The following is an 11472-nucleotide window of genomic DNA, read 5'->3' as shown; positions in this document are numbered from 1 at the left end:
TCATTGCGGGTCCAGCAGCACGCCGAGCGGGACCGCCATCGACAGCAACGCGCGTCCGGCGGGCCAGGCCAGCGGGCCGCCGGGGCGCAGCCGGAAGGCGTCGGAGACGTTGCGGGTCAGCACGGTTGTCGGCACCCTGCCAAGCTAGCCAAAAAAGTTCACTAGTGAAACGATGGTGAGATGAACCGAACACCGGATCTCATCGACGCGGCCCGGGAGCAATGGAGCGGGATCCACCCCGATGTCGACACCGCCAGCATCGAAGTGATCGGCCGGGTGCTGCGCGCGGCCGCGGTGCTGCGGCGCAAGCTCGACAGCACGATCGCCGAGGACGGGCTCAACCGCGCCGAGTTCGACCTGCTGTGCGCGCTGCGGCGCAGCGGTGGGCCGGTCACGCCGGGGCGGCTGAACGAGCTCACCGTCTCGTCCGGTGCGGCGACCACGAAACGCCTCCAGCAGCTCGCGGACCGCGGCCTCGTGCAGCGCTCCACCGATGCACGGGATCGGCGCAGCGCGCGGGTGCAGCTGACCGAGCACGGGCAGGAGGTGATCGACGGGATCTTCCCGCGCGCGATCGCCGCGGAGCGGTCGCTGCTGACGGGCTTGACCGCTCGGCAGCAGAAGGCCCTGGCGGGCAACTTGGCGGACCTGCTGCACGCCGTCGAAGGGCCTTGATCGGCGGCGTCCCGTGATGGTGTGAGCGGCGCTCCCATTGCTCAGGCGAAGAAAATCTTTCGGCAATAAGCTGATGTTACGGGGAATATTGCGGCGATCGCACGTTAGTTGTCATAGTTTTCCGTAGTTGATGCGACCGCTACCGCGGCTGCAGAACGAGGAGGCTGACATGACGACCCAGCAGGAAGCCGTTCTCACTCCCACCCCGACCACCCCGACGACCGCTGCGACCGGAGCCGTGCCCGCGCTGCGGGCGCAGGTGACCGGCGACCTGCTGGACATCGTGGTGGACCTCGACTCGGGCGACGGCTGCCGGCTGCGCGACCTGCGCGACGGCACCGAGTACCTGGACATGACGATGTTCTTCAGCTCCGCCCCGCTCGGGCACGGCCACTCCGGCCTGCGCGCGGCGGAGTTCGAGGCCGAGCTGCTGCGCGCGGCCCGGATCAAGCCGTCCAACCCGGACTTCGCCACCGTCGAGCAGGCGCGGTTCGCCGAGACGTTCCGCCGCGTGGCGGGCGTGCCGGAGCTGCCGCTGCTGTTCCTCATCGACGGCGGAACGCTGGCGGTGGAGAACGCGCTGAAGGTGGCCTTCGACTGGAAGACCAAGCGCAACGCCCGCACCGGACTCGCCGTGCGCGGCAGCCGGGTGCTGCACCTGGAGCGCGCCTTCCACGGCCGCAGCGGGTACACGCTGTCGCTGACCAACACCGACCCGGCCAAGATCCGCGACTACCCGATGTTCGACTGGCCGCGGATTCCCGGCCCCGCCGTCGATCCCGGTCCGCGCTGGGACAGCCCGGAACTGCTGCCCGAGGAGAAGGTCGCGCTGGACGCCGCGGAATCCGCGCTGCGCCGGTACGGGGCCGAGGTCGCGTGCTTCGTCTACGAGCCGATCCAGGGCGAAGGCGGCGACCGGCACCTGCGGCCGCGGTTCCTGCGGGCGATGCAGGAGCTGTGCCGCGAACACGACGTGCTCACCGTCGCCGACGAGGTGCAGACCGGCGCGTTGACCGGCGGGGCGTGGGCGCACGAGGCGCTCGGGCTCGAGCCGGACCTGGTCGCGTTCGGCAAGCGGATGCAGGTGTGCGGGGTGCTCGGCGGGCGCCGGGTGCTGGAGGTCGCCGACAACGCCTTCCGGGAAGCCAGCCGGATCAGCTCCACCTGGGGCGGTTCGCTGGTGGACATGGTGCGTGCCACGCGCATCCTGGAGATCATCGAGCGGGACGGGCTGTTCGAGCGCAGCCGCGAAATCGGTGCGCTGCTGCTGACCGAGCTGCGCGAGCTGGCCGCCGAGTTCCCGAGTCTGCTCACCGCCCCGCGCGGGCGCGGGCTGATGTGCGCGGTGACCTTCCGCGACCCCGAGCTCCGGAACAGGGCGATCGCCGCGGCCCGAACCGATCACCGCACGCTTTTCCTGCCGTCCGGCCCGGATTCCCTGCGGTTCCGCCCGCCGCTGTCGGCGGACCCGTCCGAACTCACCGCCGCCGTAGCCGCGCTCCGCGCCACCCTCACCAGCTTGCCCTGACGCTTTCACCAGGAGTGAACGGACTGTTCGCCCAGTCTATTGGGACGAACGGTCCGTTCACTCCGGACGAACTTGGGCGGAGCACCCAGGGAACCCCGGTCACCGCCAGGACGGCAGCCACATCTCGGCCTGCCAGTGCTCCTGCGTGATCGAGGCGCCGTTGAGCACCGGCCACAACCACACGAAGTTCGCCACCACGAGCCCGACGTAGAGCGCCACCACCAGCAGTCCCGTCTTGCGGCGCTCGGTGTGCTCCTGCGCCGCACCGAGGATCTCGCCGAGCACCAGCACGATCCCGAGCACCAGGAACGGCGCCATCGGCGTGGCGTAGAAGTAGTACATCTGCCGGTCGAGGTTGACGAACCACGGCAGGAACCCGGCGCAGTAGCCGACCAGCACCGCGGTGTAGCGCCAGTCCAGCCGGGTCACCGCGCGCCACACCGTCCACGCCGCGACCGGCAGCGCCAGCCACCACATCGCCGGAGTGCCCAGCAACATCGTGGCCTGCACGCAGTCCGATTCGCCGCAGCCGGGCAGTCCGGACTCGTAGTAGTAGAGCATCGGCCGCATGCCCATCGGCCACGCCCACGGCTTCGACTCCCACGGGTGCGGGCTGTTGCCGGTGGTCAGGTGGGTGTGGAAGTCCAGCACGTTGGCCTGGTAGTACAGCAGCGACCGGAACGGCTCCGGCACCCAGCCGAACCCGACGTCGTCGGCGACCAGCGAAGCGTGCCGGTCGGTGGCGGTTTCGCTGGCGAACCAGTTGAACCACACCGCGAAGTAGATCGCGATCGGCAGCACCAGCAGCGAACCCAGCGCGGGCACCGTGTCCCGCAGCAGCGCCCCCGCCCACGGGCGGCGAACTCCGGCGGTGCGCCGGGAAAGCGCGTCCCACAGCACGCTGAGCAGCCCGAACGCCGCGATGTAGTAGATCCCGTTCCACTTCACCCCGCAGGTCAGCCCCAGCGACACCCCGGCCGCGAACCGCCACCAGCGGAACCCGATCCGCGGTCCCCAGACGCTCTCGGCGATGCGGCCCTCGCGGACCACGACCGCGAGCCGCTGCCGCATCTGGTCGCGGTCGGCGAGCAGGCAGGCGAACGCGGCGAGCACGAACAGCGCCTGGAAGATGTCCAGCATCCCGATGCGCGACTGCACGTGGCTGACCCCGTCGCAGATCAGCAGGATCCCGGCGATCGCGCCGAGCAGCGTGGACCGGGTGAGCCGCCGCCCGATCCGCACGACGAGCAGCACCATCACGACACCCGCGAGGGCCGCGGCGATCCGCCAGCTGAACGGCCCGTAGCCGAAGATCCACTCGCCGATCGCGATCAGCTGCTTGCCGACCGGCGGATGCGCGACGACCTCGTAGCCGGGGTTGTCCTCGTACCCGCCGTTGCGCAGCATCTGCCACGCCTGGATCGCGTAGTACTTCTCGTCGAAGACCGGCGTGCCCTTGTCGGTCGCGTGCCCGAGGTCCCAGATCCGCACGACCGCGGCCACCAGCGTGATCACCAGCGTGACGATCCACCCGCGCAGCCGGTCGGTGGGCAGCTTCGCGGTGAGCGGATGCGCGGTGTCGGACGTCCCGGGTGCGGCCGCCGGCGGCGTTTGTCCGGGGCCGACGAGGTCGTCGGCTTTGGCGGAGTTCGGCACGAGCACGCTCACACCTGAATCGTAGGGTTGTGCTCATGGACCTCGAATCCGGATCGGGCACGTTGGTGCTCGCCGCGACTCCGCTCGGCGATGCGCGGGACGCCTCGGCGCGGCTGGTGGAGGCGCTGTCCTCGGCGGGAGTGGTGGCGGCCGAGGACACCCGCCGCGTGCGTGCGCTGGCGAGTTCGCTCGGCGTGCACCCGGCCGGGAAGGTCATCAGCTATTACGAGGCGGTGGAAGCAGCGCGCGCTCCGCAGCTGCTCGATGCGTTGCGGGACGGCAAGAACGTGCTGCTGGTCACCGACGCCGGGATGCCGAGCGTGTCCGATCCGGGCTATCGGCTGGTGTCCGCGTGCGCCGCCGAGGGGCTGCCGGTGACGTGCCTGCCCGGCCCGTCCGCGGTGACGACCGCGCTGGCGGTGTCCGGATTGCCGTCCGATCGGTTCTGCTTCGAGGGATTCCCACCGCGCAAGCCGGGGGAGCGGCGGCGCTTCTTAGGCCGCCTGGTCGCCGAGCAGCGCACCTGCGTGTTCTTCGAGGCCCCGCACCGCCTGGCCGACACGCTCGCCGACGCGGCGTCGGTGCTCGGCACCGACCGCGCGGCAGCGGTGTGCCGGGAGCTCACCAAGACCTACGAAGAGGTGAAGCGGGCCGATCTCGGCGAACTGGCGTCGTGGGCCGCCGAGGGCGTCCGCGGCGAGATCACCGTGGTGCTCGCGGGCGCCGTCCCGGCCTCCCAAGACCCCGACGAGCTGGTCCCGCAGGTCGAGGAACGCGCCGCCGACGGGATGCGCCTCAAAGACGCCGTCGCCGAGGTCGCCGAACTCTCCGGCCTGCGCAAGAACGACCTCTACAACGCGGTGCTGGCCGCGCGGCGCTGAGCGGGCTCAGCCGTCGTAGCGGCCGTTCTTCAAGTCGCGCAGGAAGTTCTGCCACTTGCCGCCGGAGACGGCGAAGTGGTCGCCGCCGCGATCCTTCGAGTCGCGGACGGCGACCACTTCATCGGTGAGCGCGACCTCAACGCAGGCGGTCTGGCTCGAGCGGCTGCTGGTGCGCCAGATGAGCTGACTCAACACGGGTCCTTGCGAGATCCACCGTGCGGTGTCAGGCGTCGTAGCCGCCATTCTTCAAGCGGTGCAGGAAGTTGCCCCAGCTCGGTCGCGAGACGCTGAAGTGGCCGCCACCGCGATCCTTCGAGTCGCGGACGGCGACCACCTCGTCGGTGAGCGCGACCTCAACGCACTCGGTCTGGCTGGATCGGCTGCTGGTGCGCCAGATGAGCTGACTCAACGTGGACCCCTTCGGCGACATTCCTGATGATCTCGACGGACTCACCTTCGCTCAGCGCCGCCCGGTCGAGCACCTGACAGGTTGTCAGAAACGGCGTTACCTCAGAAGGATCTGTCACGAACACGCCTGCTCCCTCGGTTTCCACGAAGATGTAAGGCGCCCCATCACCCAGCTGGTACACCGTGAATCCGCTGATCGCCGGTCGTACGGCGGCACTGAAGGGGACCACTCGAATGCTCACGTTGTCCCGGCGCTGAAGCGTGACCAGGTGGTCCAGCTGGTCACCCCAGACTCGTGGATCTCCCAAAGTCCGTCGTAGGACGCCTTCTTCCAGGAGCAGCTTGACTTTCGGCTGCTCGGGTTTCGACAAGATGGCCTGGCGACCCAGCCGGGTCTTCACTCGGCGCTCGATGTCGTCGGGTTCCACCGGGGAACCGTCGATGACCAGGCGTGAGTAGTCGGCGGTCTGGGCAAGTCCCGGGACCAGCACGGATGAGACGCAAGTGATCTCGACGGCCTTGCTCTCCAGTACGACGAGACTCGCCAGCTCGTCAGTGACCCGGCCGTGCTCTACCCACGCCGCAGTGTCCGCGGATTCCGCCGCATGTTGAAGCAACGCCTTCTTGAGATCACCGGTCACGCCGTACAGCGCGCAAAGCGCGGTGATCTCGTCCTGTCCGGGCACCCGCTGCCCGATCTCGTTGCGATTGACCGACGCGGGCGAGATTCCCAGCGCGCCCGCGACCTTCCGGGTGCTCATTCCGCTGTTGTGCCGCATCTCCTTGAGCTGCGCGCCGACTCCGAGCTGGCGCAGCCGCTCCGAACGCTTCATGTTCTCCTCCGGATTCACCCGACTCGATTCGTGATCACCACCGTCCGGCGATTCCGTTGCGTGATCACTTTGGCTGCGCACGGTAGTGACTCTGATCATCAGCGAACCGGTTTTCCCTTGCGGTTAAGCCGAAAGGGTGCACTACCGTGGGGAGATGGCGCGGGTGCAGGGCGTGACGCGGATCGGCCGGATCACCGGCGAAGATTCCTGCAACGCCACGAGCAGCAGGTTCGGCTTCACCGCGACCGATCTCGGGATCATGTGGGACGACGGGCGCGGCGGCGTGCTGATCGCGTTCGGCGACACCTACGGCGCGGAGTGGGGCGGCAACGGCGCGGGGCCGAAGCACGCGGACTGGCGGTGCAACGTGCTGGCCCGCTCGACCAGCGAAGATCTCGACACCGGGCTCGAATTCGACTGGGTCGTGCAGCGCGAAGACGGCGCGGCCGGGCAATTCCTGCCCCGCGACCCGAAGGCGCGCGAGAACACGATCATTCCGACCGCGGGGATCTGCGTCGGCGGACGCAACTACCTGCACTACATGTCCGTGAAGCGCTGGGGAGTTCCCGGCGTTTGGCAAACGAACTACGGCGCGCTGGCTTTCTCCGACGACGGCGGCAGCACCTGGACGAAGTCCGGCACGGCGGTCTGGCCGAATCGCGGGCAACGCGCGCTGCGCCGATTCCGCCGCCGCGACCAGGGCGGCCACCCGTTCCAGCTGATCGCCTTCGCGGGCGTGCTCGACGGGTACGTGCACCTGCTGGGCACGCCCAGCGGCCGCTTCGGCTCCGGACACCTCGCCCGCGCGCCCGAGGGCGACCTGCTCGAACCAGCCGCCTACGAGTACTGGACCGGTAGCGGCTGGGGCACCGACCCGTTCGCAGCGGCACCCGTGCTCAGCGCTCCGGTCGCCGAACTGTCCGTGCAGTACAACTCCCACTTCGGCCGCTGGTTCGCGGTGCACCTGGACGAACACCGCGCAGCGATCGTGCTGCGCACCGCCGAAGAACTCACCGGCCCCTGGTCGAAAGGCGAGGTGCTGACCACGGGCTCCGAGTATCCGGCGCTCTACGGCGGTTTCCAGCACCCGTGGGCCGCGGACCGACCCGCGATCTACTGCACGATGACGCAGTGGCGCCCCTACAACGTCGACCTGTTCCGCGCCGACCTCGCCTGAACCCCGGGCTCACCTGCCCGGATAGGGTGGAAACCGGCAGGCCACAGCGGTGAGCAGCAGATCGCGGGAGTGACGGTGAGCAAGAAGGACAGAAGCCAGCGGCCGCCGGTTCCGGAGGCGTTGCCCGCCCCCGCGGTCGACGCGCACACCCACCTGGACGCCTGCGGCGCGACGAGCGCCGAGGACGTGCGAGCGGTGCTGGACCGCGCCGAGTCCGCGGGCATCGGCCGGGTCGTGACCGTCGCCGACGACATCGACGCCGCCCGCTGGGCCGCCGAAGCGTCCACTTGGGACAGCCGGGTGTTCGCCGCGGCCGCGCTGCACCCCACCCGCGCGAAGGACTTCACCGAAGCCGACCAGCGGGTGCTGGAGGACCTGGTCACCCGCGACCGCGTCGTCGCGGTCGGCGAGACCGGCCTGGACTACTACTGGGACTTCTCCCCGCCGCAGCCGCAGCAGGAAGCCTTCCGCTGGCACATCGACCTGGCCAAGCGCTGCGGGAAGCCGCTGATGATCCACGACCGGGAAGCGCATCAGGACATCCTGCGCATCCTCACCGAGGAAGGCGCCCCGGAGACGGTGATCTTCCACTGCTTCTCCGGCGACGCCGAGTTCGCCCGCGCCTGCGTCGACCGCGGGTTCGTGCTCTCGTTCGCGGGCACCGCGACGTTCCGCAACGCGAAGGACCTGCGGGAAGCCGCCGCCCTGGTGCCGGTCGAGCAGATGCTGGTGGAGACCGACGCGCCGTTCCTCACCCCGCACCCGTTCCGCGGGCGGCCGAACGAGCCTTACTGCGTCAATTACACCCTTCGGGATCTTGCTGAACTACGCGGAGTCGATCTGGCGGAACTGATCGTGGCTACGACTGCCACCGCCGAGCGGGTCTTCGCTCTCGATCCGGTGATCGCCGCCTGACCAGCGCTTACTCCGCGTTCTGTGGTATTGCGCGCTGCGCCACGCTGGAGTTGCGGCCGCCGCCCGGGCTCCTAGCGTCCACTGTGGAAGCCGGGAGGGGCCCGCCCGCGACGATCGACCACAGTGGACTGCGGGCCCGCTGCCCGGAGGAACGGCAGTCAGGACTCGTATGCGCACCAGCGGTCTATCCCGGATCGGCATCGCCGCAGCGATCATGCTCTGCGGCGCCCCCACCGCCCAGGCCCAGCCCGCGCCGGACACCCGCGCCGGCTCCGTCTGGGACCGGCTGGCCCAATGTGAATCCGGTGGGAACTGGGCCATCAACAGCGGCAACGGCTACTACGGCGGTTTGCAGTTCAACCGCGGCACCTGGGTTTCGCACGGCGGCAGGGACTTCGCCGCCTACCCGCACCGCGCCTCCCGCGAAGAGCAGATCTCCGTCGCCACCTCGCTGCGCGACGCCCGCGGTGGATACGGCGCTTGGCCCGCCTGCGCCCGCCAGCTCGGCCTGCCGCGCTGAGCGGTGCGGCTTCGCCGCATCTCAGCAGCAGATCTTGATCCCAAAAGTGCCCCCGAGCGTGTGAGCGAACACCCATCGCGATCACCCAACGCATCCGCGGGGCCGCAGAACGCCGGCGGCGGGAGATGTGTCCGCTCTCCCGCCGCTTGGCCTGGAGGCCGTCGCCGAGCGCCCGCGCGCACCGGCTCCGACGGCCCTTTCGATCTCCTCACCAGCAGCGACGTCCGTCCTTATTGGACTTACGGGCGGGGTGCGGGAACTCCTTGCGGGGATGGGAAAATCCTCCGGGCCGAACAACTAGATGATCACCCAGGGTGCTGGGTTGCCCGGCAAAACGGCGTAACCCAAGTCACAGTGCTCGATCGGGCTCTTGGCGCACTGGTCGCATCACGCTAGAGTCTCGGCCTCGTAACCGATGACAACGAAGTCATGGGGAACACCCGCTAGTCGCCGCCGGGTTTCGTCGGGGAAGTCGGTGCCGAGCGGGCGGACCGGGACAGGACCGGTTCCGCACGTGGCAACGGCTATGACGGCGCTTGGCTACGGGAGTCGGATACGGAGACGAAGCACGAAGTCGCGCAGCGGCGGATGAAGGAGTTCACCAAGCATGGCCGGCGAACTCCACGGGATCATCGACGCTGCGGAGAGCTTCCGCTTTCGAGAGGTAGCGACCCTGTGAACGGACGCGGCATTCCCGGTGCCCATGCCAGCAATTCCCGCGGCAATACCGGCCGGGACCACGGCTACTGGGCCGATTCGCTTGAACCGGTTACGGACTGGTTCACCCCGGTGAGCAAGGAACAGCCCACCGCGGTCGGCGTGCTGGACCGGCCGGTCGAACTCGATCGCGAGAGCGATCTGGAGATCACCGCCGACCACGGCTTCGCCCCCATCAGCGGCGGGAACTACCCCGCCGCCGACCACCCCAGCTTCCCGCCGGGAACACTGGACATCACCCCGGACGACGTCTTCGAGGCGCTCGGGCCGCAGGCCGACGAGATGCTCGCCACCGCCGACATCGACGTGGACGAGCTGATCCGGCTGGTCAACGCCGAAACCGTCGTGCTGCCGCCGCTGGTGCTGCCGGACGACGTGCCGGAGACCGACGCCGAGGGCAACCCGGCACCGGAGTTCGTCGAAGCCGTCACCGACTGGAAGCAGCGCTTCCTCAAGGGCGCGGTCGCCGCGGTGATCGTCACCCTGGCCGGCTCCGGCGGTGCCGCCGCGGCCATGGACAAGTCCGTGACCGTCGAGGTGGACGGCCAGGAGCGCCAGGTCAACACCTACGACTCCACCGTGGGTGAAGTCCTGCAGGAAGAGGGCATCAACGTCGGCCCGCACGACGCGCTGAGCCCGTCCCCGCAGGCCCAGGTCGGGCACAACGACACGATCACGCTGGACCGCGGCCGGCTGGTGAAGATGACCGTGGACGGCCAGCCCCGCGAGGAGTGGGTGCGGTCGGTGACCGTCGACCAGGCGCTGCGCCAGCTCGGCGTGCCCGCCGACGGCGCGTTCGTCTCGGCCGACCGGAACATGGAAGTGCCCGAGCAGGGCATGGACCTCACGGTCAACACCGCCAAGGACATCACCGTCACCGACGGCGGCGAGGCGCCGCGCCAGCTGACCACCACCGCGGTCACCGTCGACGACCTGGTCAAGGAGCAGAAGCTCCAGCTCGGGCCGGAGGACCACATCACCCCCGGCGGCGACCAGAAGATCACCGACGGCGCGCAGGTGCAGATCAACCGCACCGGCAGCAAGGTGGTCAACCTGACGCAGCCGGTGCAGCCGCCGGTGCAGGAGATCGTCGACGACTCGATGTTCCAGGGCGAGGAGAAGGTCGAGAAGCAGGGCACGCCCGGCGAGAAGATCGTCTTCACCCGCATCACCACCAAGAACGGTGAGGAGACCGGGCGCGAGGCGGTCGGCGAGAAGATCACGAAGGAAGCCACGCCGACGGTCAAGCGCGTCGGTGGCAAGGAACCGCCGAACAGCGCCATCTGGGACAAGCTGGTGCAGTGCGAGGCCGGCGGGAACTGGGCCATCAACAGCGGCAACGGCTACTACGGCGGCCTGCAGTTCGACAAGCAGACCTGGAGCGCCTTCGGCGGCGACCAGTTCGCGGCCTATCCGCACCAGGCCAGCCGGGAGCAGCAGATCCAGGTCGCGACCAAGGTTCGCGACTCGCGCGGCGGCGGCTACGGCGCTTGGCCGGGCTGCTCCTCCAAGCTCGGTCTGAGCTGACCCGCACGATCACCAAGTGAGCGGACCGTTCGCCCGGCATGCCCGGCCGAGCGGTCCGCTCATTTCGTTCTCCCGGCACTAACCACTCCCGATCGGAAGAATGGTCCGTTCGCTCGGAGTCGGCGGGGAGTGCGGGCGGGCCGGGCGCAGGGCCGGGCGCGGGCGCGGGTAGGTTCTGGTGCGTGGAAAGTGACGCGGACAGGGCGCGGTTGCTGGGGCCCGCCGATGTTCGCCGGCTGGCGGAGGACCTGGGGATCCGCCCCACCAAGAAGCTCGGCCAGAACTTCGTGCACGACCCGAACACCGTGCGCCGCATCGTCGGCGCCGCCGGGCTCACGGCCGACGACGTGGTCCTGGAGATCGGCCCCGGATTGGGCTCGCTCACGCTGGCGCTGCTGTCGGCGGCGCGCGGGGTCGTCGCGGTGGAGGTCGATCCCGCGCTCGCGGAGCGGCTGCCGCGCACGGCGGCCGAGTTCGCCCCGGGCCTTGCGGACCGCCTCCGAGTGCTCAGCGCCGACGCGTTGCGGGTGCACGCCGACGACTTCGCAGCAGACCCGCCGACCGCGCTGGTGGCGAACCTGCCGTACAACGTCGCCGTGCCGGTGGTGCTGCACCTGCTGGCGGAGCTGCCGTCG

Annotated in this window: 12 protein-coding genes and 1 pseudogene; 8 read left to right on the top strand and 5 right to left on the bottom strand. The window is 69.6% G+C overall.

The annotated features are described in order from the left end of the window. Positions 1 to 135 carry a hypothetical protein gene (locus tag IJH84_RS06515; RefSeq protein ID WP_295141488.1) on the bottom strand — a complete coding sequence of 45 codons (135 nt, stop codon included), beginning with the start codon at positions 133 to 135 and terminating at the stop codon, positions 1 to 3. 45 nt (positions 136 to 180) lie between these two features. On the opposite strand from IJH84_RS06515, the gene IJH84_RS06510 reads away from it, so the two are divergent. Together IJH84_RS06510 and lat are read left to right on the top strand one after the other, a co-directional pair. Next, complete coding sequence (locus IJH84_RS06510) at positions 181 to 675, top strand: MarR family transcriptional regulator (protein ID WP_295141486.1); 495 nt, start codon at positions 181 to 183, stop codon at positions 673 to 675. Positions 676 to 844: 169 nt separating this feature from the next. Continuing rightward, complete coding sequence (gene lat, locus IJH84_RS06505; protein WP_295141484.1) at positions 845 to 2203, top strand: L-lysine 6-transaminase; 1359 nt, start codon at positions 845 to 847, stop codon at positions 2201 to 2203. 99 nt (positions 2204 to 2302) lie between these two features. Here the strand turns inward: lat and IJH84_RS06500 are convergent, their stop codons facing one another. Continuing rightward, positions 2303 to 3871: a phospholipid carrier-dependent glycosyltransferase gene (locus tag IJH84_RS06500; RefSeq protein ID WP_295141482.1), complete on the bottom strand. Its 1569-nt coding sequence runs from the start codon at positions 3869 to 3871 to the stop codon at positions 2303 to 2305. Between the two features lie 23 nt (positions 3872 to 3894). Here IJH84_RS06500 and rsmI point away from each other — a divergent pair, with 23 nt between their 5' ends. Further along, positions 3895 to 4740 (top strand): 16S rRNA (cytidine(1402)-2'-O)-methyltransferase, encoded by an 846-nt coding sequence (rsmI, locus tag IJH84_RS06495; protein WP_295141480.1) that lies wholly within the window; start codon positions 3895 to 3897, stop codon positions 4738 to 4740. 6 nt (positions 4741 to 4746) lie between these two features. Here rsmI and IJH84_RS06490 read toward each other — a convergent pair whose 3' ends face one another. The 3 genes from IJH84_RS06490 to IJH84_RS06480 are packed head-to-tail and all read right to left on the bottom strand — an operon-like array spanning position 4747 to position 6062. Further along, positions 4747 to 4932, bottom strand: a complete 186-nt coding sequence (locus IJH84_RS06490) for a DUF397 domain-containing protein (RefSeq protein ID WP_295141478.1) — start codon at positions 4930 to 4932, stop codon at positions 4747 to 4749. 31 nt (positions 4933 to 4963) lie between these two features. Further along, complete coding sequence (locus IJH84_RS06485; protein ID WP_295141476.1) at positions 4964 to 5149, bottom strand: DUF397 domain-containing protein; 186 nt, start codon at positions 5147 to 5149, stop codon at positions 4964 to 4966. Beyond that, the gene (locus tag IJH84_RS06480) at positions 5094 to 6062 is read right to left on the bottom strand and encodes a helix-turn-helix transcriptional regulator (protein WP_295141473.1); all 969 of its coding nucleotides are present in this window, start codon (positions 6060 to 6062) and stop codon (positions 5094 to 5096) included. The genes IJH84_RS06485 and IJH84_RS06480 overlap by 56 nt, the downstream gene beginning before the upstream one ends. Positions 6063 to 6135: 73 nt before the next feature. Here IJH84_RS06480 and IJH84_RS06475 point away from each other — a divergent pair, with 73 nt between their 5' ends. From IJH84_RS06475 to IJH84_RS06455, 5 genes and pseudogenes are all read left to right on the top strand, one after another. Beyond that, positions 6136 to 7158 carry a DUF4185 domain-containing protein gene (locus IJH84_RS06475; RefSeq protein ID WP_295141472.1) on the top strand — a complete coding sequence of 341 codons (1023 nt, stop codon included), beginning with the start codon at positions 6136 to 6138 and terminating at the stop codon, positions 7156 to 7158. Positions 7159 to 7233: 75 nt separating this feature from the next. Continuing rightward, positions 7234 to 8073, top strand: coding sequence for a TatD family hydrolase (locus tag IJH84_RS06470; protein WP_295141470.1), 840 nt, complete (start codon positions 7234 to 7236; stop codon positions 8071 to 8073). 268 nt (positions 8074 to 8341) lie between these two features. Beyond that, positions 8342 to 8593 (top strand): annotated as a pseudogene (locus tag IJH84_RS06465) (transglycosylase family protein); the annotation flags it as partial. A gap of 675 nt (positions 8594 to 9268) precedes the next feature. Then, positions 9269 to 10837: a resuscitation-promoting factor gene (locus IJH84_RS06460; RefSeq protein WP_295141469.1), complete on the top strand. Its 1569-nt coding sequence runs from the start codon at positions 9269 to 9271 to the stop codon at positions 10835 to 10837. A 182-nt stretch (positions 10838 to 11019) separates the two neighbouring features. Beyond that, the coding region (locus IJH84_RS06455; RefSeq protein ID WP_295141468.1) for an rRNA adenine dimethyltransferase family protein at positions 11020 to 11472 on the top strand (453 nt) is incomplete at its 3' end.

It is taken from the genome of Saccharopolyspora sp. (assembly GCF_017434145.1).
GTDB classification, from domain to species: domain Bacteria; phylum Actinomycetota; class Actinomycetes; order Mycobacteriales; family Pseudonocardiaceae; genus Saccharopolyspora_C; species Saccharopolyspora_C galaxeae.
Note: the sequence above shows the minus strand (reverse complement) of the source record. Positions and strands in the feature narration are given on the sequence as shown.

Bases quoted from the DNA above. Each gene is read 5' to 3' on its own strand.
- IJH84_RS06510 (WP_295141486.1), top strand. From the start codon at position 181: ATGAACCGAACACCGGATCTCATCGACGCGGCCCGGGAGCAATGGAGC.
- lat (WP_295141484.1), top strand. From the start codon at position 845: ATGACGACCCAGCAGGAAGCCGTTCTCACTCCCACCCCGACCACCCCG.
- rsmI (WP_295141480.1), top strand. From the start codon at position 3,895: ATGGACCTCGAATCCGGATCGGGCACGTTGGTGCTCGCCGCGACTCCG.
- IJH84_RS06475 (WP_295141472.1), top strand. From the start codon at position 6,136: ATGGCGCGGGTGCAGGGCGTGACGCGGATCGGCCGGATCACCGGCGAA.